The organism is Schlesneria paludicola DSM 18645 (assembly GCF_000255655.1).
GTDB lineage: Bacteria > Planctomycetota > Planctomycetia > Planctomycetales > Planctomycetaceae > Schlesneria > Schlesneria paludicola.
This window is the reverse complement of record NZ_JH636434.1, coordinates 1,233,295-1,254,173: the sequence shown is the minus strand read 5'-3', so window position 1 is coordinate 1,254,173 and position 20,879 is coordinate 1,233,295. Positions and strand designations below refer to the sequence as shown.

Below are 20,879 nucleotides of genomic sequence, written 5' to 3'. Positions count from 1 at the left end.
GAATTCGTGCAGACATGCAGTGACATGTCTGCACGATTGAATTGCATCTCTGCGGTTCTGTCACGCACGGTCGAGTGCACTGAGTTATTCAATCTCATGTCGGATTCACTCTATAAATTTAGAGTTACGGCTGTTCACAATATTTTCAAATCCTGGCATATCACTTGCCTTGCATCAACGGTTGGGGCTCCGGGGGGATTCGTCGTGCGCACAGCCATGCTCAAAGCGACGGGGCCGGTTCCGCAAAGTATCAAATCATCACCGCAATTTTCTAACGACAACTGGCTCGGCGACTTTCGTCATTGATTGCCAGTTTTCTGGAAGCGATTGCGTAACGGCATTCTGTTGTAATGAGTGAGTTTGATTGATTCTTTTTTTGGAGTATTCGCCCATGCCAAATTGCCCACGGCGCGAGAGACGCCAACGCGGATTTACTTTGATTGAGCTCTTGGTCGTGATTGCGATTATCGCCGTTCTGATTGCACTCCTTCTGCCCGCGGTGCAACAGGCACGCGAGGCAGCACGTCGGACCCAGTGCAAGAACAACCTGAAACAACTGGGACTTGCTCTTCACAACTACTACGACACCAACGGATTCTTCCCCCCTGCCGTCATTCGTGGACCCAATTGTGCCGGGTCTGCCGGTCCAACGCGGTGCAGCGGGCTCAGTTTCATGGCACGGCTCGCACCTTACTTCGACCAAGCCAACCTGTACAACTTGCTGAATTTCTCGGTGGAACCCGCCTGGAAGGACACGAATCCGGGGGGCTATGCGGTCGCTTCGGCCACCCGGCTGGGCATGCTGATCTGCCCTTCCGATCCCGTTCGCGGTCAAGTGGCACGGCCTGACCTTGGGCCGACCAGCTATGGCGCCTGTGTCAGTAACACCAACAACTATTGTTCCGATCCGAACTGGTATCAGGGGCTCAACGGCGGAGGCCTACAGGCGTACATGTGTACTCCCGGTGGAGGAACCGGGGTGGTTTATGGGAACAGTCGCGTGACGTTCGCTAGTATTACCGATGGGACAAGCAACACGATGGTGCTGTCGGAATTCACGTCCGGTGATCCTTACGTTCAGCAAGATAATAATTTTTCAGCCTGTCTTGCCGGGGGGACGCCAGCTCAGACCGGCTATGGAACCCTTTACGATCCCGTCGGCTATAGCTGGATTTACGCTCAGGGAATGCAGTCATGGGCCTATTCGACACTGCTCAAGCCGAACGATCAAATCGTCAAGATCCAGAACAACAACTTCTGTGTTGGCTCGCCATGGGTCGGTCCGGCCTTGTTTGGTGCCAGAAGTCACCATGTTGGGGGCGTGCATGTCGTCCTGTGCGACGGTGGAGTCCGGTTTATCTCGGATAACATCAATCTGACGACTTGGCAAAACCTGGGCAATGTTGCCGATGGCAATACCTTGGGTGAACTCTAACCAAACCTTGAATGGCGGTGTTCTGGGCTCTCTCCAGCGTATCATGGGGGGATGCTGTTGCTCTGAAAATGATCGCGAAGGAAGCCTCGAACGCTCGCGTTCGAGGCTTCCTTTTTTGCTGTTACGCTCGTCTTTGCACGCATGACCGCTGTTGGGAAGCGATCTGGTTTCTCATTTGGGTTGAGCTGGTAGAACGGCTGAGCCATCCGGCCTGTGGGAAATGTCACGGTTGGATAAATTGATCAATCACGAGTAAACACGAGCAAAAGGTCCTTCGCCGTGTTGCCTGTTGGCGCTGAGAAACGTCCTTGATTCGTGTTCCGATCCGAAGAGATCCGCGCTTTTCACGATCATCCGACAACGCTCACCAGAGGGGCTGAATGAGCTCCTTGTTCCATGCCTGCCACAATGCGTCCAGTTCCTGGACTTTTGCAGGGTTGTCAGCCGCCAGATCGTGTGTCTCGCCAAGATCGTCGGTCAGGCGATAGAGCTTTTTAGGGGTCACACCGCGGGTTGGATGATTCTCGACATTTAAGTCGTATTGGACGAGCTTCCATTCCCCGTGGCGGACGGCATTTTGTTCTCCCAACCGCCAGTAGAGGGTCTCGTGCGGGATATTTTTTTGCTGACCTGTGACAAATGGCAACAAATTCACGCCGTCGAGTTTCCAATCGGGTTGAATGGTGACTCCAGCCGCGGCAAGTGCCGTCGGTTGGATATCGAGTTGGATGACGGGATGCGCGTACACGGCACCGGCGGGAACGTGTCCCGGCCAGCGCACGACAAACGGAACACGAATACCTCCCTCAAGCGTCGTGCGTTTGCTGCCGCGAAGTGGCGCGTTGATGCTACTGTTGATGGTGGTTCCCGGCATCGTTGGTCCGCCGTTGTCGCTGATGAAGAAGATCAGTGTGTTCTCGTCCTGTGCTGTTTCACGCAGTGACGCCAGAACCTTTCCGATCGCGTCGTCCATCGCGGAAAGCATCGCGGCATAGGTGCGCCGCGGTGTGGCATCGATTGACGAGAACGCGTTCAATCGGTCGTCATCTGCTTCGAGAGGGGTGTGCACGGCGTTGAACGCGAGATAGAGAAAGAACGGGTGATTCTGGTGCCGTTCGATGAATGAAACCGCTTCACGGCCGAACGCATCTGTCAGATAGCCTGGTTCGGTGACTTTTGTGGTTCCACGCTGAATGTCGGCTTCTTGCTTGTCGAAATAGGTGTGATGTCCTGCCAGAAATCCGAAGAATTCACCAAAGCCTCGTTTCAGAGGATGAAATTTCGGATCTGTTCCCAAGTGCCATTTTCCAACGAGTCCCGTCGCGTATCCCGCCGCTTGCAGTCGGTCGGCGATGGTGGTTTCCGTGAGTGGCAAACCTTTGTTGGCGCCACCCGGATTGAACTCATGTCCAAATCGTTGCTGATAGCGGCCCGTTAACAGGCCGGCGCGGGTTGGGCTGCAGTATGGGCCTGACACGTAGCCACTGGAAAACCGCGTTCCCGATGCGGCAAGCGAATCGATGTGTGGGGTGGGAATGTCTTTGCCACCATGAAACCCGACATCGGCATATCCCAGATCGTCGGCGACGATGACAAGAATATTAGGTAGTTTGGCGGCATCTGCGGCTGAGGCCAGCCCCATCCACAGAATCGCGAAGAAGAATCCACTCGAAATGTGCTGTCGTTTCATGCAAAAACTTTCTTTGGATCGACACATGATCGTTCATCGCACCCGTCGTGACATGAACATCGTGTGTTACTGATAGTCGTTGCCTGTCGAACTGCGGCGGCAATCTTCGCGCCAGGCATCAAGTTGGACTCGCATGGTCTTGACCAGTTCTGGCTTCACAGTGGAAAGGTCGGTCTGTTCCTTCGGGTCGGCGACGATGTCATAGAGTCGTGTCCGATGGATCGATCTAAGGGTCGACCGGTCGTTGTCTGCGTCGGATTCGTTCAGTTCTGCGAACAGTTTGTAGTGTCCATCCAGCCATGCTGCGGCATGGCCATATTCGAATCCTATCGGCTGTGATCGTTCAAATGGCTGGTTCTCGATCAGTGTCCGCAGACTGATTCCATCAAGTGGTCGAGTCGAGTGATTTGAGGCGCCGACCACATCCAGAATCGTCGGCAGAAAATCGTTCGTTACGGCGGGCGTTTGGACGACACGCCCGGTCTTCACTTTTTCGGGCCATTCGAGAAGGGCGGGAAGTCGAATTCCACCTTCCAAGAGATCGCGCTTCCGGCCGCGAAACGGTCCTGTTGATCCCGGGGCGGTTTCTTTGCCTTCAGGACCATTGTCGCTGCAGAACCACACGATTGTTTTCTCGGCGACACCGCACTGTCGCAGTTCTTCGCGCAGGCGGCCGATCTGTTCGTCCATCGCCGTGATGCAGCCGTAGTACTCTTGCTCTTTCGGCGATCGATCCGCGTATTGAGCACGATATGCGGGACCGGCTTTGACTGGTTCGTGCGGCGCATGGAACCAGATGACGGCCAAAAACGGTTGCTCTTTTTTCACTGCCTCGCGAATAAACGGGACGGCGCGGTCCATGATGACGCGTGAGTCGTCACCATCAAGGTTTGTGGTAGCGAACTCGCCAGGGCCCGTCCAGTAGTGCGTATTGAAAATAGGGTTGATACCTGGGTCCCAGGTGGCAACGGCCTGCTCAGTTGAGAACGCGACATCGAAGCCGTGCAGCCAGGGGGGGGCGAACTCGGCGGGGTCGCGCCCACCGCGGCGGCCATCTTGAATTTCGTTGGTCAATGTTCCCAGATGCCACTTTCCGAAATGGCCGGTGGCATATCCCAGCGGCTTGAGCAACTCCGCTAGCGTCTGTTCTTCTGATGGCAAATGACCGACGTTGGCGTTAGTGATGCCGTATCGATAGGGATGTCGACCGGTCAGGCAACTGCCTCGCGTTGGTGAGCAGACTGTCGGAGCGTAGAAGCGATCAAAGCGAAGACCTGCTCGCGACATCGCGTCCAGATGCGGCGTCTTCAGGACGGGATGCCCGTTGTAGCCCACGTCGCCCCACCCCATGTCATCGGCCATGACGAGCACAATATTGGGTCGCGGCAAAACGTCGTCGTCGGCGATCGTTACGTGACTTCCCAAACGTATGATCACGACGAAGCAGAGGATCGTCCGAAGTGCTACGGTCATCGATTGTTTCCCACGTAAGGGTGCCCCGCAATCATGGAGTGCGGTAAGGAGGCGAAGGTGCAAATCGTCAATGACGCCAGGCCATTGACGGCGAGTCTGATGGCGCTTGCTTCAGGTTTGACGGTTGGCAGCGATCCACGAGGCGGATTCGTTCGTGTTCTGCCCATGCCTCCAGAAAGAGCCGGTCGGCATTGAATTGGAAACTCACCTTGGTGGCCCGCGAGGCAGGCACCATGGCGATATCCAGACTTGTCATTCTCGACGGCGGCGGACCCCGTCGCCATGATTTCCACAGGAAGATCGCGCCTCGTTGTCGAGGTGGTCAAAGATCCTTCCCGTTGCGTGGTTGAATCATTCTCGTGAGATGCCCACGCGTGTCAAGCAAACGTGATCGAATCGCTGATTTCAGGTTCCCAGGCTGTTCTGCGCGGGGCGTCGGGGAAGAAAAATGCCAACCAGGAATAAAGCGATCAGCAACAGGCCAATTCCCAGATAGAAACTGGTTCGTAGGCCATAGTTGTCCGACAGCCAACCATAAATCAGCGGCATAAAGCTGACGACGATCATGATGCAGTTGGTGTAAGCCGTGTTCTCGCGAATCCGTTCGGGGGCCGAGCAGGCAACGATATAGTTCAAATAATAGATATAGTAGAGTTCGCCGGCTCCCAGTAAACCGAAGCTAAAGAGATACCACTTGCCGGGAATAAGCAAGGCCCAGGCAAGCCCACCGATGCAAAACAAGGTTGTCGTCAGAGCCGGGACTTTGGCCTGATAACGCATCAACATCCAGCCCAGCGTGAATCCCGACAGACTTTTACATCCAAACCGCAATGCCAGTTGCATTCCGGTGTATTGTTCGGGAGATTCACCCGTTGCGTCGCGCACGAACAGCGCCAGATTATTCATGATCATGTTTCCGCCCGCACTGGTCAGCAGAAACCCACAAACGGCAATGACGATCAAGCGATTGCTAAAGTAGGCACGAAGCCCCTGCACGGCTTTGACATGGGAGGTGGAAGACGGTGCCGCGTTGTCGATGGGAGGTTTGGCCAGCAAAACACAGCAGGCCGAGAGCAACATCGCAGGGCCCGTGATCCCGAAGAGTGCGACGTAGCACCAGGGTTCTGGAATCGGTGTCACGCGGATCAGGCCCAGAAAATTTCCGTTCAGGATCAGCTGCGATGCGCAAGATCCCAGCACGGCACAGGCGGGGCCGATACCGAACGTAACCCCCAGCGTCCAACCGCGGCGCGCGGTCGTCATGCCGCGTCCGATCAATTCCCACAGGCACATGTTCGTGACACCGTTCGTGATCCCGATTACGCCGGCATGTGCGACGACACCGAAGGCCAGCCACTGCGGTGCCAGGAAGAACAGTCCCGCAGCGACGAGACCGGCGGCGCCCTTACAAAGATAGTTAATGACAAGCATTCGCTTAAGTAGATGAACCGACGGCCAGATCCAGGCGATCAGCATCGGAACCGGGGTCATCCACATATAAACCGATTCTGGGAGATTGGCGACCGTGTCGCTGAATCCGAGGGATGACAAGATTGCTGCGTGCAGGACTCCGACATAGAACACCGGCGCAACGAGATAATTGACCGAGTTGTTCACGATAAAGACCAGGCTGTTCCATCGCTGGGCGCTCTCGGAGAGTCCTACCTGTTCTGGATCAAGCGATGCGAGGTCTGACGAAGCGGATGATTCTGGGGGACTGTTTTCCAAGGAGAGCTCGCTGGCTTGCCGAATTTGAATTCCGGGTCCCTGGCGTTCCGTTCGACGTTGCCAGGCAGTGGACGTTTCGTCTTCCCCAGGCGACTCCGACGCAAGGCCAACATGTCCGCTCGTCGAGCCGACCTGCCCATTCGATCACGGCAGCGTGTGAAAATCCAGGGAGTGCGCGTGATTGTCTCGATTGGTGTTGAGGGCCGTTGATTCCCGTGCGTTGCTTGGTCACGAAGTCCGCGTTCACGGGTCTATGGGCCGAAGGGTGACGTGAAGAAGGGGGAGGCACATTTTCGCGGTCAGTGGAATTCACAGCGATTCGGCCGGAGCAAGCCTTCTCATGTGCTGCGGGAAATTAAGCCAGTCCCCGGCGGGGAAATGAGCCTGTCCCAGGCGGCGAAAAAGGGCCGGTTCCCGGTGTGCGACTGGTTACGTCACGCAGTGATCGTTGTATGCTGGGCCGATCCATTCCACCCACCTGTTATCATCCAATGCGGAGTGCTGACTATGCTGACGCGGTCACTGCTGTATGTCCTGTTGAGCACGATCGGTCAGGCGACAGAGAACCAGTCAACAGAAAACCAGACAACGCCTGGCACGTTCGTCGTCGAGCATGCAACGCTCATGAATCTCGGTTTTGAATGGTCGATCAGTGGGGATGCAAACCGGAATGCGGCCGTCGCCGTCCGGTTTCGTGAAGTCGGTGATTCGGCGTGGCGACCGGCCATGCCTCTGGTGCGAATGGGCGGTGAGAACATTTACCGACGACGCGAGCATCTTGACTACACCGTGCCACAAGGATTTGCGGGCAGTATTTTGAACTTGAAACCGGGGACAGACTATGAATGCCAGTTCCAAATGACTGATCCGGATGGAATTCAAGGCATCGCAGCACATTCGGTTCGCGTGAAAACACGCACTGAGCCCCAGGCATTCGCAAAGGGGAACGTGCGACACGTTTATCCCGCTGACCACGCAGGGCCGAAAGAGGAGCCTCATTATTCGTGTCTACTCGAAGCGTACTACGGAGCCGGGTTGGGTGATTGGAGCGTGGTTTGGGAGCGACGTGTACAGCCCGGCGACACGATCCTCTTGCATGCGGGAATCTACAAGAACGATCGGTTGAACTATGTTGATCCGCAGATGACTCCGTTCGATGGAACGATGTCACTGACGCTCAAGGGAACTTCTGACAAGCCGATTACGATCAAATCGGCGGGTGACGGAGAAGTGGTCTTCGACGGCGCGGGCAATCACCGCCTTTTCGACGTCATGGCCTCGAAATATCACATCTTTGACGGCCTGACAATTCGGAACACGGACGTGGCGATCTTTGCTGGTCAGAAGGAGGTGCTGGGGGCTGTTGGACTGACGGTGAAGAATTGCCGTTTCGAGAATATTGGCTTCGGCGTCTGGACAGAATTCGCTGGCTCAAGTGACTTCTATATCGCGGACAATTTGTTTCTTGGCCGCGATGACCGCTTTCGGCTCATCGGATGGACCGGACCCCTGTGGGCGAGTGCAGGTCCCTATGGATCGCATCAATTGACCAGCTACTATGCGGTCAAAGTCTATGGCCCCGGTCACGTGATCGCGCGCAACGCGATCGCTTATTTTCATGATGCGATCGGGATCTCGACCTATGGGACACCTCCTGAAGACCCTGAACTGCAGGCCTCTTCAATTGATATCTATGGCAACGATCTGCATATGCTAAATGACGATTTCGTGGAGACGGATGGCGGCGTGCATAACATTCGTGTGATGAACAATCGGGGGATCAATGCCGCACACGGTGGATACAGCTCACAGCCCGTCTTCGGTGGCCCCGTCTACTTTATTGGCAATCTGCTTTATCATGTACCCTCGGGTGTCGCGTTCAAATTCTCGGCAAAGCCCGCGGGGTTGTTCGTCTTTCACAATACGATCATCGGCGAACAAGTGATTCGCGATCCGTCCGAGAATATGCACTTTCGCAATAATTTGTTTCTGGGACGCGATACTCCAGATCGCGGCATCATGACCTGGTCCAATTCTAGTTCCGCATTCAGCAGTGATTACAATGGCTTCCGTCCAAACAAGGGCGTCAAGGATCAGTTCACGTGGCTTGGACCGAAAACGGGCGAGCATCTGTACGAGCCGACGTCAGAAGATTGGAAGAGCTTTCCGACGCTTGCGGAGTTTCGCAACGCGTCGAATCAGGAAGTACATGGGATTGAAGTCGACTATGACGATTTCGAAGGTCTGGTTCCGCCAGATTGCACCAAGCGGCACGCCGTCTATCATGCCATGGATTTGAACTTTCGGCTGAAGCCAGATTGTCGCGCGGTCGACGCGGGTGTCGCGATCCCGACGGTTAACGACGGCTTTTCCGGTCGAGCCCCCGATTTGGGCGCGCTCGAAGTCGGATCACCCGCGGTCGAATATGGTCCACGCTGGCTCAGGCATCAGCCATTCTATCGTTAATACCGGACCGGTATGCGTTCGAGCAACGATCATGCACTCGACTACGGTTTGACAGGTATTGCCTTGGTTAAGTCGTAGAGCATCACGGAATCTCCGGTGTCTCCCGTCGAAATTGCAGCCCACTTGTGATCAGGCGATAGCGCCAAAGCATGAGCCGTAGCGGACTCGACAAAGCCTCGAGGCCGAGCTGTCGAAACATCGATTAAGAGGATACCCGAGGTGAGGCTTTTAGGGCGGGTGGGGTCGATTCCGGCGAGAAGGCCGGGAACTACTGCTGTCTTGCCATCGGATGTCACACAAAGTCCGTAGACTGTCGTTTCTTTACCAACAGAAGGCATTTTAAATGAGTTCATTTCTTTTCCATCGCTCGTGGCGAAGAAACGAACGTGGCCTGGACTATCGGCCGTCGCGACTGTCTGGCCGTCGGGTAAAAATGCAATCGCTTGGACTTGATGAATGCCACTCGATTTTTGATCAAGCTGAACAACCGCTTTGCCGGACGCGGAGTCCCAAATCCGCAATCCAAAGTCGGTTCCCGATGCGATCCGATTCCCATCGGGTGAAACAGCGATTGCTGTGATCGGATTCCCGTGGTCGCATTTCACACTGACCTGCTTTGTCTCGAGGTTCCACACGAACAACTCGCCTGTGGAATATCCCGCGATCAACTTTGTATTCGAGAGAAATGAGACCTGGCGAGCTTGGCGGTACTTCTTGCGGTCCGGATCACCGGGCAAGGCTCCAATTGACGTTCCATCGACGACGTTAAACACCTGAATGTTCAAATCGTAGTCAGCAATCGCCAGTCGCTGACTATCCTGACTAAAGGCGACCGAAAAAGCCGCTCCTCGCCCTGTGCATGGAAACTCGCGAAATTCCTTTTTGGCGACGAGATCGAAAACTTTGGTGGTGGGAGCACGTCCAAAAGTTCCCACTGCCAAATAGCGTCCATCAGGCGAAAACGCGATCGATGCCGTTTTCTCGTCGCCAATGGATAGCTCGATTGGTTCTGCGCCGAATCCGCATGATCCCATGAATGAGAGCACGGCTGTGCATATGATCCACGGCTGAGATGTCCGGTATCGACGGAACATATTGACCTGTTTCAGTATCGTGTACATTGTTTACTCGTCCTGCTTCGTCCACACGATGTATCCTGCCCCGTGTGTCTTGGACAAAAAGTCGATTCCTTTGGCGAGTGTCGCGCTCTGGCATGTGACATGACCGACCGCGAATTCGGCTTTCGTTCCTGATGCGACGAGTAACGCCGACTTTCCATCGCCATACTTGATTTTTGCGGCCATTCCAGGGATCTGTGTCGGTCCAAAATTCCATGTCACTGTAAAGAGATCGAACAAGTCTGAACTGTTTCCGTCGGCTGGTTTGTGCGGCGCGAGAGTGACAGTTCCCGTGTATGCCGCGCCATTATTGGGTGCCTTCGCGTCCAAGATCTTGAATTCTCCATCAAGACTTTCTGGCCCTTGCCATTTTTCGTGTCCAAAGACAGTTTTACCGTCTTTCGCAGCATTGATGGGAATCCACTTTCCGGACAAGTCGCCTTGATCAATATCAAACACGGCCAAGGCGACGGCCCCCTCGGGAGCGAACGCGACCCAAAGTTCGGGATAGCCTTCTCCGCGACCTGGAATTCCGATCCCAGCCAGCGACTCTTTTTTAAGCTTCATATCGAGAAAATGAATTCCATCTTTTCCTTTTGTGGTTGTGATTAATCCACCACTCCAGTCAGAAAAGCTCGAATTCAGAACCTGGAATTTCCCGAGCAGCACGTTGGAAAACTGCTTATCACTTTCTTCCTCCGCGGCCTTCATCGCGGCCTTGAGCTCGGCTTCCTCCTTCTTCGAAAGTTTAAAGAGGTCCGGCTTTAAGACGTAAAGCGCCGCGACAAGCTGTTGTTTGGAGACCTTTCCATCTATGAAAAATAGCCGTTTTCCATGCGCGTCGGGACGAATGTCATCGTCGTCAACAAACAACAAAACCTTGCCGTTCGGCGTACGCCGGATCTCCTTGCCATCAAGAAACGCGAGTCGTATTCCGCCAAATTCATTTCGAATGTCATCTCCATCGATGTAAAGTAACGCTTTGCCGCCTGGTTCATCACGGAGCGTGTCTCCATCGATAAACAGAAGCCGCTTACCGCCAGGCTCGCGGCGAATATCGTCGCCATCAATGAACAAAAGTCGTTTGCCACCGGGGGAAGGCCTGATGTCCGTGGCTGCAGCCATGGGGCATTGAATTGCACTGACGATCAAGACAGCCGCAACGATCAATTTCATGACCGGAGTTCCTCATAGGGATAAGGCAAAACAACTGAGGGGACAATAAAGAGATGTGTCGTCGCTTCGCTACGTTTCGATTTTGAGTCGCCACACAATGTTCTTCTTCGGTCGACATTGCGGATGAGTGAGTAGAATCTGCACCGTTTCCGAAAGGTACAAACGAATTCAGAACCGAGTCAAGTTTTAAAGCAGACCCGTGCGCGCCAATTGTATCGGCTAACACCATCGCCGCAATCACGAACTGAATCATCAAGGACCTGGCTTTGTGCTCGCGATTTCTCATCCTCGACGTGTCGCGAAGTTCGCAACACATTTTAACGCGATGAAGTTCGATTGGCAGGTGTGTGCGATCGCATCGCGATCACCAGGTTCACAATCCCTCAGAGTGCAAGAGGCTGCTACGTGGTAAACGTTCCACCACTGTGAGCAAGGATTCAGGTGAGCAGTTTGTAGGTTATCTGCCACCAGCCAAGAGGACTCCCAGTCGGACAGCGAGCAGCCCCGCAATCAGGCTGGAGATCAAATATGCGATTGCTTTCCAACTGGAGCCGTCACGAAAGAGAGAGAACGTTTCGAGCTCGAATGTTGAAAACGTTGTGTAGGCACCTGTGAAGCCGACGGCCAACATTAATTTCAGCTCTTCACGCGTGATCCAGGGAAGTTTCGCAAATTCGACACGTTCCGTTATGACAATCGAAAACCAGCCCAGAAACAGGCATCCGCTGACATTAATGAGAAACGTGGCCCAGGGAAAACTCGTTCCCAACCAGCGTGTGGCATAGATCCCGATTCCCCATCGCGTCAACCCGCCCGCGGCCGATCCAAAAGCGACGAGCAGGATTTGAAACCAGGTTCTCATGCAATACGGTTCCCCGTTGTTTCGTCCAACGTCGCCGAGCTTTCAGTAGACTTTTGTGGTTTCGGTTTCGTGGGTGACAGGTCGTCTGGAGGGGGGCTGCCTGCGATCGTGCCGAACGCCGTCGCATTTTTTATGTGATCACAGTTCGTTTAGCAGCACTCTGTCATTGCGCCTGCGAAACGTCCCATCCCAGTTGCGTGGCGTCGACAACTGTTCACAGCCACTTCGTTGTTCAAGCCAACTCGATTGTTCTCCGCCGCTTTTTACGAAGTGTAGAGAAACGATGCGAGCGCGTCTGCATCAGCAACGATATGGAAAAAATCTGAATTTCTTGAAAACAAATGCGAGTGTTTTCGGTATTCATTTCGCAAGGCGACGCATTTCTTGTTTTGCCTCACGGAGAATTCTGCAGTCATCGTTCAGTCAGACAAAACAGAGTCGGTTTTCCCGTTGTGTCCGTGACTGGGAACTTGGGCAGGCAATCGGCGTTGATTCCCAACGCACTGCTCTGACATCACCAACGGGTTGAATCAGGTTGGCGATGAATCGCCACCATCCGAGGAATGACCCATGATCGCGCGGTTGATAACTGTCCTGGGAATTGTTGCTTTCGTGCTTGTCGCCGTTTTCGGGCAGTCTCCGCCGGAACGTCCAGACCCTTGGTCGATGCGATTTGGGCCTGGTGGATTCGGACCAGATGGCTTTGGTCCAGGCGGAATGGTTTCGACTCAGCTCCAGTCCGCGGCGATCACGCTGATTGGAATGCCGGACGTTCGCAGCGAACTCGGCGTTACGAAAGAGCAACAGCCCGTGCTGGATCAGCTGATCGCAGAAACTCAAAAAGAGGCACGGGGCTCGATGGGAGACATGAGTCCCATCGATTTGCTGGAGCTGGACGATGATGCTCGAGACGATCGGCTTCGTCAAATGCGACAGAAGATGGAGAAAGTCATTGAGCAGTCTGATGAGCGAATGGCGAAAATTCTCACCAGCGAGCAGACCCAACGATTGGCAGAGCTCTGTCGTCAGCGGGCTGGGATTGCTGCGATGCTGAAGCCAGACATGGTCAAGCAGCTTCAATTGTCGGAAGACCAAACGGCGAGGCTAAAGCAACTCGAAGAGTCCGGTCGTCCACAGGTTGTGGGGGCACCTCCTGGAGGCGTTCCAGGTGGACGTCCAGGATTCGGTGGCGGTCCTCCCGATTTTGAGCGCATGGAACAACTGCGGCGACGGGCGGAATCCGAAGCCGTGGCCGTGTTGAATGACGATCAGCAGACGAAGTGGAAGGAGATGTTGGGTAAGCCGTTCTCGTTCCTGCAACAACGCATGGGGCCGGGCGGACCTGAACGTAAGCTGCTCGCCAAGTTTGACCACGATGGCAACCATTGGTTGGATCTGGCAGAACGTCAGGAAGCTCGGGCGACGATCAAGCAGCAAGGCGGCGCTCGTGGCGGCCAAGGGGGCGGACCATTTGGAGGGGGAGGCCTATTCGGCGGATTCGGGCCGCGCGGTGGACCAGGTCGCGGACCTCGTGAGCCTGCCAAACCGGGGCCCAAAGTCTCTGTGAGTGATGTTCGAAATTATCCCGAGGCAAGTCTTTACGATCCACGCGTTCTCAGAACGTTCTTTCTGGATTTCGAGAGTCCCGATTGGGACGCGGAGTTGGCCGATTTTCACAACTCGGATGTGGATGTTCCCGCGACGCTGACCGTCGATGGTGTGAAGTATCCCGGAGTTGGCGTGCATTTCCGGGGGATGTCGTCGTACATGGGGGTTCCCGAGGGCTACAAGCATTCCCTGAATCTGGCGGTGGATTTCATCGATCCGAAGCAACGGCTTCTCGGTCAAAAGACACTCAATCTGTTGAATTCTCACGAAGATCCATCCTGTATGAGCACCGTGCTCTACTCGCATCTCGCACGTCAGCACATTCCGGCACCGCAAGCGAACTACGTCAAATTGGTCATCAACGGTGAAAGCTGGGGCGTCTATGTGAACGTGCAGCAATTCAATAAAGACTTTGTTGCCGAGAACTTCAAATCGACCAAAGGGGCTCGCTGGAAGGTTCGTGGCAGCCCAGGTGGCGGCGGCGGACTGGAATATCTTGGTGAGGACATCGACGACTACCGTCGCCGATACGAAATCAAGTCCGACGACAACGAAAAGTCCTGGCGGCGGCTGGTTGCTCTCTGCAAAGCACTCAACGAAACGCCCGCCGGTCAGCTTGTGGAAGTCATCGAGCCGATGTTGGATGTGGAAGGTTTGCTGTGGTTCCTGGCTTTGGACAACACGTTGATTAACAACGACGGATACTGGGTTCGAGCCAGCGACTACAGCATTTTTCTGGATGGCGATGGCAGATTTCACATCGTTCCTCACGACATGAACGAAGCCTTTCGTGGGGCGATGATGATGGGCCCGCCCGGCGGTCGCGGCGGCCCCCGTGGTCCGAGAGGTGGACCAGGTGGGCCGCCGCCGAATGCTCAAGCGGGCCGCGGTGAGCCCGGTCCTCGGTCGCAAAGGGGGCGAGGGCCACGCGGCGGTGGCGTCGAACTTGATCCGCTGATCGGGATGGATGACAGCAGCAAGCCGCTTCGCAGCAAGATTCTGGCAGTTCCGGCGTACCGGAAACGCTATCTACAGCATGTCTACGAACTTGCCGATCAGTCACTCGATTGGAAGTCCTTGGGACCCGTCGTTGCTCAATTCAAATCGCTGATCGAAGACGAGCTTCGCGCGGATACACGAAAGCTGGAATCGTTCGAAGCGTTTGAGCGGGTCACCGCCGACGAGCGTGCAAACGAAGACAGTCGCGGTCACGAGATGGCACTGCGAGCATTTGCAGAGGATCGACGTGCCTATTTGCTCAAGCATCCCGAAGTCAAGAAAGCGATTCCATGATTTCGCCAACGCCCGCTTGTGGGAAGAATTCCCAGGCAGAACTGTTGTCGATTCATGCTGGAGGACACTTGCCGAGGCCGACTCGTGAGATGTTGATCTCCCCTTCCCTCTGTTCCGCTGCAGGAGATTCGGTTCAGGCATTCGAGATGAAATTCCTGCTCAACGAAGCGCAGGCGCGGCGATTGGAGATCGACCTGCGTTCATTTTTGATTGATGATCCACACGCGGAATCAGGGCCACATCCAGGTCAGTATCGAATTACAACTCTGTATTTCGATACTCCGGAGTTCGATGTCTATCATCGCCAGTCAGGTTATGTGCGGCGAAAGTTCCGGTTGCGGCGGTATGGTGATTCCAATGATGTCTTTCTTGAACGAAAGGCCAAGCAGGGATTGCATGTCCGCAAGCGTCGATCCCCTGTACCCTTACATGAGCTGGATCGCTTGCAGCGTCCAGAGATCGAATCGGACTGGGTTGGCGAGTGGTTTCATCGACGGATTCAATTGCGACGGCTATCACCTGTGTTGTCGTTGACCTATGACAGGATGGCCCTCGTCGGAGTCTATGAAGGACATCCGATGCGTGCGACATTCGATCGGGCAATCCGATCGCGACCTGCTTTGGATTGGCAGTTGAATCCCGTTGAAAGCGGTGCCGAAATTCTGACGGATCATGTCATCTTCGAGCTCAAATACCGTGACTTTCTTCCCGATCCGTTTAAGGCCCTGATTCACTCACATCAGCTTTCACCGGGAAAAGCCTCGAAGTTCCGACTGGGTCTCGAGGCGTCACAAGTCATCACGCGACGGGAAGAGTGAAATGTCCGATTGGATTGCGACATCGGCGGCAGCAGGGATCGACCTCACCCCGTGGGAAATCGGTTTTCGTTTAGGGCTGGCGACGGTGGCGGGATTCGTTGTGGCAGCGATCGGCTACCTGTCGCATGGGCACCGAAAAAGCGACGCCCCCATGTTGCTGTCGACGCTGGTGTTGCTCACAGTCTTGATTGCGATGGTCACGATGGTCATCGGCAACAGCGTGGCGCGTGCGTTCGGCCTGGTCGGGGCGCTGTCGATCGTACGGTTTCGAACCGTCGTCGATGACACGCGTGATACCGCATTCGTCATTTTTGCCGTGATTGTGGGGATGGCGATCGGTGCCGGAACATACATGGTGCCGGTTGTCGGAATACCGCTGGTCGGCATCGCTGCAATTTTACTTGACCGCAGCCGATTGAATCGCCAGCAACAACGACACTCACACCAGTTGACGATTCGCTTGGGTGCCGGCCGTGATCCACTGACCTTGTTAAGCGAGATTCTCGATCGCTATGTCGCCACCAGAACGACGACTGGGACGAGTACTGCACGTCAAGGTGCCGCGCTGGATCTGACATTCGCTGTGACGATTAACCCGTCGGAAGTCGAAGACGTCCTGCCGAAGCTGGTGGCGGAATTGAATCGGATCGAAGGCGTTCAAAGCGTCGAATTGGTTCAACGCTGATTTCGTTGTGCGTTCTCTTCGGCCCGGTCTCGCCCATGGCCCGACCTTGATTTGTGATGTTCAAACCAAGGGACTCGAATCCCGCGCAGGCACTACGGAGCGATCTTGAAATCGTACTTGTAGAGTTCGAGCACCAGCATCACGATCCCGGTGATCAGCGCGGACAACGAGACAAACAGCAATGAGACATAGATATCGGGTGCCGGCGATTCTGCGTTACGAGGAGCCATGATCAACCTTTGCTGTACCCGTTGATTTCAAACAATGCTTGTGAATGAGCCGAATGCAGGCGTTGATGCGTCATCAGATCTTCGTCGTGACTTGGTCATCGACCTGAATCGTCACATTCTTTTCTCGAACGATGTATCCCACCGCACGATCAGCCTCCACCAAGGTCAACACGATCGTGCCAAGGAATTTGCCACCGCGATACACGGTCAACTTATGTGAAACTTCCAATCCAGAATCGCGACCGATCGAGATTTCGACCAGCTCACGCTTCGAATTGCGATCTGCCTTGAGAACTTCGGTAATTCGGCCATCGAGCGGGGGAGGCGGTGTAGTCTGCGACGAAATCAAAGCCGGTTCAGTTGGAAGTCCTTTGGAGTTCAAGAAACTCTTCATGACTTTGACGTCATTCAAGAGATGCGTGTACTTGTCTGACAGCAGTTGGTACTTCGTTTCCAGTTCGAACCGCTGATCTTCCGTTTCGTAGAACTTTTGAACGTGCTCGTCGCGATTCTTGAAAATCTCGTTGTTCTTCTCACGTTGAAGGTCGGCTTCTTTTCTTCGTTCGATCGCTTCAATCGTGGTCAACGCCGACTGATCGCGTTGCTGATCGACGTCCTTCTTCAATTGCTGATTGTCAGCAACCAAGGTTTTGACGCTGGTTTCCAAGCTAGTGTTAATGCCCTTCAAACGCACATTATCGCGTTCCAATTCGGCACTTTTTTGAGCCGCTTCCGCCAGCAGTTTTTCCGATTCGGACTGCATATCGCGGATTTTTGTGTTCGCGGCCGCTAGCGCGGTTGCAGTTTGCTTTTCTTTCGCACGCCAGTTGGTTTGCGCTTTGTAAATCGCACCTGCGAACGCCATAAACATGATGCTCAAGACGAGATGCAACACGACCAGGATTTTACCGACTGTTGTCATTGTCCCACCTTAAACCATTTCAAAACAGAACCAACTGAATCCGTGAATCACTGAATTGCAACGCCGAGGATTTCAATAGCCTTCGCCGAGTTGCTGCTTCAGTTGGCTTTGCCGACTCTCGAGCTTTCGCTGGTTTTCTTCGAGTCGAATGAGTTCGTCTTCCAAATACTTCTGCTGGACTTGAGCTGCGAAGTGGTCGTTCCTGAGCAGTTCCAACTGGTTGACCAGGCGGTAGACCTCTTCGCGTCGTTCCTGCATGACACGAAGCACGTCTTGCGTTTGCAGGGTGAGCTCAGAGAATTGTACCCCGACAGCCTGGACATCTGCCCAAAGTTGTTGGAAACGTTCATCGAGTGTCTGCTCGCGGGCCTCGACGCCTTTTTTGTCAGCGGCGACGAACTCGATGACTGTCTTCAACGTCGTCTGCAGTTGCTCCGGTTTCGGTGACAGCTCTTGCAGGCGCTTCGTCGTTTCTTCGTCGAGTCGTTTTCGCGCCTTCAGCACGGCTTCTGCCAGCACGGGTGTTTTATCGATGACCGAACTGTCGGTTCGGCGGTGCTTGACCGAATAGGTTGTCTTGTCGCCGTTCTCGACGCTGAATACGAACTCTTTCTGGAGTTCAGGCGAACGCATTTCGCCTTTCCAGTCTGGACCGCCGTTGCGCAGTGCCGCAGCGAAGGCCAAAAAGGCCAGGCTGGAAGCCGCAACGAAGACAACAAGAATCTTGGCAACAGTGTTCATGCAGATCTTTCTGCCAGCGCTCGGCGATGGAGGCAGTTCATTTCTGGCGGAAGGAATCGTACGAAAAGAAGCGTACCGATTTTGACGGTTCCTAAAATCTTACCGGTCACGAAAAATCAAAGTCAATTAGAAAGTCGACACCTTTCGGATGGGCGCGACATTCCTGACTCTATCTCAAATTGGACACTATTCGTTCACATGTTCGGCAGATGCGTTCATAACCTGCATTGCGTCCAAGGACCCCGGCACAACTCGTATAAACGCTGCCCTGAGAGGATCGATCGTACCGAATGAATCGATTACAGCGACGAAGGATGTAAAAAAAAAACGAGTCAATCCGCAGAATTGGCTCAAGAAAAAACCGAGTGTCTTTCGAGACGCCGAATTCGGGGCGTCGTCCTCAAACGCAATTCGGTCCCCATGGGAGAGCGTGCAAAAGCGGTCGTCTGATTGCAATCTGAGACCCAATTGAGTGTGAGGCACACAGGGCTCACTCGATTCGAGAAGGACCTGTGATCTCGCTCGTCGCCCTTCCCGCACGGAGACGTCGTTTGATGCGTGGGTCGAGTTCTTCTTCGCGTTGTTCGCTGCGGCGTTCGTCAATCGTCATTTTCAGCCGCTCGTGCAGGTGCCAGAATTTCAATCCGTAGTCGAGTGCTGCGAAGAGGAGCAACACGAACGCTAGGGCGAAGCAGACTGTGATGATGTTCTCGGCTGGCAGCACGAGCATCGACAGCGTGTCGCTGGCTCCAATTGTGCGGTATTGCCAATCCAGCGACGACAGTGACCACCACAACGTGATGCCAAGTGCCAGCAACTTGGCCACTTGTCGAATCGCATCTCCCAGTCGAAGTCCGGTTCCGAGGCCACCAAGTCGGAATCGCGGCAGCAATATGGCAGGCGTCCAGAGCAATCCGGTCTGAATGAGATTGGTAAGCAGGCCGCAAATCAGCAGCAGCAGCAGAATCGGCGCAATTAACTCAGCCATCGTTTGCAGTGCTGAGGTCAATAATGCCGCACCGGTATTGGTGTTCAGCGAGAGCGCCGGCGGTCCTGAAATCGCAGAACGCATCAAGGCAGCCAGCGTTGTGGCGCAGCCAAATCCGAGTGTGCGGATCAAACCGCAAAAGGCCAGAAGTATGACGGCGGCAGTCAGTTCGGGGCTTCGAGCCACCTCACCACGGGCTCGCGCCTCGCGCCGGCGGCGTTCGGTCGGAGGTAACGTTCGCTCGGCTAAGTCATCCTGGAACATGGCAGAGGAGTTACGGCGATCAATCCGTCCTACGTGATTTTAAACGCCTTCGAGACGTCGATGGCGTAATCCGAGTTAAAAGCGTCATCGAATGAGTAAACATTGACGAAGTCGCCAAACTGGTCATTGTCGGTTTTCTTCATCTCACCGAGCTCGATCAGCTCAAAGACGATTCGCCCCACGTCACCGGTCGTTGAGATCCCCCAGTGCTGGAAGACCGCAGTTGCCATCATGCCGAAGCGCCGCTGTCCAAGTGTCCGTACACCTTCCAGCAATTCGCGCGCGGACACGTGACCACCTGTTTCGCTTTGATGGTCGCGTCCAGACGAAGTCTGTGCTTCGGAGAGCGCGTCAGTAATGAAAAGGTACGCGTGAGGGTGAAATTTCAATTTCGGGCGGGGCGATTTCGTGAGAGGCATCGTTTTTGTCGATATCGAGTGAAGGACCCAACCGTCATTCCATGAATTTCTCGGCACTCATCCAAGAGGCATGAGAATATACTACAGATTCTCGGACGAATGATACCCCGACATTCGTCAAACTCGAAAAATGAACGTCAGGCAGACGCAGAATTGTTCGCTTCGGGCAAGCTGATGCTGAATCGCGTGCCTTGTCCCGGTTCACTGTCGCACAAGATTGTTCCGCGATGTGCTTCCACGATTTTCCGAACCGTCGGCAATCCCAATCCACTGCCGTCGGGTTTCGTCGAAAAGAAGGTGTCAAACATGCGTGCCTGGGTTTCGGTCGACATGCCTTCGCCCGAATCGATGATTTCCAGGATGACTCGGTCGCCACGCGAATACGTCAAAAGCTCCAGAACGCCGCCGCGGGGCATCGCTTGTTGCGCGTTGCGTGACAAATTCGTAAGAACCTGCAGGAAAAGCTGAGTATCAATTTCGACCTGCGGCAGATTGGTCGCCAGATGTGGACTGATGTCGATTCCCTGCTCTTTGGCCAGCGGCTGGTAGAACTCGATGAACTCCACCACAAGCTGATTCAGGTCCGCCAGCTTCTTCTGAAGTGCCCCGACCCGAGCAAATTGAAGGAAATCGTTCAGCAATCGTTCGAGCAGAACGCATTGCTTGCGAAGTGAGTCCACCTTCTGCAGCATTCGCCGCTCACGAGGGGATTCGGCGGCGAGCAGGTCTTCACGCAGCAGGTCCAAGTTCAACGTCATCGTCGACAATGGATTGCGTATCTCGTGAGCCAGACCACCCGCCAGTGTCGCAATTTCGGCATACTGAGATAGTAGCCGCTCGTGGTCGCGTGCGAGACTCTGATGGTCACTTTGAGCTTGCGTTTGGTCCATCCTGTGCCTCGGATCGTGCCGTTGTCGAAGGTACAGACGTTCAAACACGCGCCTTCCCATACTCGATGAGAAG

At 54.5% G+C, this 20,879-nt stretch carries 17 protein-coding genes; 5 read left to right on the top strand and 12 right to left on the bottom strand.

Annotation, left to right across the window (positions count from 1 at the left end; translation table 11 throughout):
• Positions 1-391: 391 nt before the first annotated feature.
• Positions 392-1,435, top strand: a complete 1,044-nt coding sequence (locus OSO_RS42360) for a DUF1559 domain-containing protein (RefSeq protein WP_010582587.1) — start codon at positions 392-394, stop codon at positions 1,433-1,435.
• A gap of 364 nt (positions 1,436-1,799) precedes the next feature.
• Here the strand turns inward: OSO_RS42360 and OSO_RS0106110 are convergent, their stop codons facing one another.
• The 3 genes from OSO_RS0106110 to OSO_RS0106095 form a co-directional block, all read right to left on the bottom strand.
• A complete protein-coding gene (locus tag OSO_RS0106110) occupies positions 1,800-3,125 on the bottom strand; it encodes a sulfatase (protein ID WP_010582586.1) in 1,326 nt (441 codons plus the stop codon).
• Positions 3,126-3,191: 66 nt separating this feature from the next.
• On the bottom strand, positions 3,192-4,598 hold the full coding sequence (locus tag OSO_RS42355) for a sulfatase-like hydrolase/transferase (protein ID WP_010582585.1): 1,407 nt from the start codon (positions 4,596-4,598) through the stop codon (positions 3,192-3,194).
• 405 nt (positions 4,599-5,003) lie between these two features.
• The gene (locus OSO_RS0106095) at positions 5,004-6,326 is read right to left on the bottom strand and encodes an MFS transporter (protein WP_029246705.1); all 1,323 of its coding nucleotides are present in this window, start codon (positions 6,324-6,326) and stop codon (positions 5,004-5,006) included.
• A 507-nt stretch (positions 6,327-6,833) separates the two neighbouring features.
• On the opposite strand from OSO_RS0106095, the gene OSO_RS0106085 reads away from it, so the two are divergent.
• On the top strand, positions 6,834-8,792 hold the full coding sequence (locus OSO_RS0106085) for a right-handed parallel beta-helix repeat-containing protein (RefSeq protein ID WP_010582581.1): 1,959 nt from the start codon (positions 6,834-6,836) through the stop codon (positions 8,790-8,792).
• Between the two features lie 41 nt (positions 8,793-8,833).
• On the opposite strand, the gene OSO_RS0106080 is transcribed toward OSO_RS0106085, so the two are convergent.
• From OSO_RS0106080 to crcB, 3 genes are all read right to left on the bottom strand, one after another.
• On the bottom strand, positions 8,834-9,913 hold the full coding sequence (locus tag OSO_RS0106080) for a WD40 repeat domain-containing protein (protein ID WP_029246704.1): 1,080 nt from the start codon (positions 9,911-9,913) through the stop codon (positions 8,834-8,836).
• Between the two features lie 3 nt (positions 9,914-9,916).
• Positions 9,917-11,086, bottom strand: a complete 1,170-nt coding sequence (locus OSO_RS0106075; protein ID WP_010582579.1) for a hypothetical protein — start codon at positions 11,084-11,086, stop codon at positions 9,917-9,919.
• A gap of 457 nt (positions 11,087-11,543) precedes the next feature.
• A complete protein-coding gene (gene crcB, locus OSO_RS0106070; protein ID WP_010582578.1) occupies positions 11,544-11,948 on the bottom strand; it encodes a fluoride efflux transporter CrcB in 405 nt (134 codons plus the stop codon).
• 570 nt (positions 11,949-12,518) lie between these two features.
• Between crcB and OSO_RS42350 the strand changes: the two genes are divergently transcribed.
• Genes OSO_RS42350 through OSO_RS0106050 form a run of 3 tightly spaced genes read left to right on the top strand, consistent with a single transcriptional unit; the run spans position 12,519 to position 16,352 of the window.
• The gene (locus OSO_RS42350; RefSeq protein WP_010582576.1) at positions 12,519-14,849 is read left to right on the top strand and encodes a CotH kinase family protein; all 2,331 of its coding nucleotides are present in this window, start codon (positions 12,519-12,521) and stop codon (positions 14,847-14,849) included.
• Positions 14,846-15,667 (top strand): polyphosphate polymerase domain-containing protein, encoded by an 822-nt coding sequence (locus OSO_RS0106055; RefSeq protein ID WP_010582575.1) that lies wholly within the window; start codon positions 14,846-14,848, stop codon positions 15,665-15,667. The genes OSO_RS42350 and OSO_RS0106055 overlap by 4 nt, the downstream gene beginning before the upstream one ends.
• Position 15,668: 1 nt before the next feature.
• Positions 15,669-16,352, top strand: a complete 684-nt coding sequence (locus OSO_RS0106050; protein WP_010582574.1) for a DUF4956 domain-containing protein — start codon at positions 15,669-15,671, stop codon at positions 16,350-16,352.
• 92 nt (positions 16,353-16,444) lie between these two features.
• Here OSO_RS0106050 and OSO_RS51500 read toward each other — a convergent pair whose 3' ends face one another.
• The 6 genes from OSO_RS51500 to OSO_RS0106010 form a co-directional block, all read right to left on the bottom strand.
• Entirely contained in the window at positions 16,445-16,582 is a 138-nt protein-coding gene (locus tag OSO_RS51500) for a hypothetical protein (RefSeq protein ID WP_010582573.1), read from the bottom strand.
• 73 nt (positions 16,583-16,655) lie between these two features.
• A complete protein-coding gene (locus OSO_RS0106040; protein WP_010582572.1) occupies positions 16,656-17,504 on the bottom strand; it encodes a hypothetical protein in 849 nt (282 codons plus the stop codon).
• A gap of 72 nt (positions 17,505-17,576) precedes the next feature.
• Positions 17,577-18,245 (bottom strand): hypothetical protein, encoded by a 669-nt coding sequence (locus OSO_RS0106035; RefSeq protein ID WP_010582571.1) that lies wholly within the window; start codon positions 18,243-18,245, stop codon positions 17,577-17,579.
• A 490-nt stretch (positions 18,246-18,735) separates the two neighbouring features.
• Entirely contained in the window at positions 18,736-19,497 is a 762-nt protein-coding gene (locus OSO_RS0106020) for an EscU/YscU/HrcU family type III secretion system export apparatus switch protein (protein WP_010582570.1), read from the bottom strand.
• 29 nt (positions 19,498-19,526) lie between these two features.
• Positions 19,527-19,916: a Minf_1886 family protein gene (locus OSO_RS0106015; protein ID WP_010582569.1), complete on the bottom strand. Its 390-nt coding sequence runs from the start codon at positions 19,914-19,916 to the stop codon at positions 19,527-19,529.
• Between the two features lie 137 nt (positions 19,917-20,053).
• Positions 20,054-20,806 (bottom strand): sensor histidine kinase, encoded by a 753-nt coding sequence (locus OSO_RS0106010; RefSeq protein WP_010582568.1) that lies wholly within the window; start codon positions 20,804-20,806, stop codon positions 20,054-20,056.
• Positions 20,807-20,879: the final 73 nt, after the last annotated feature.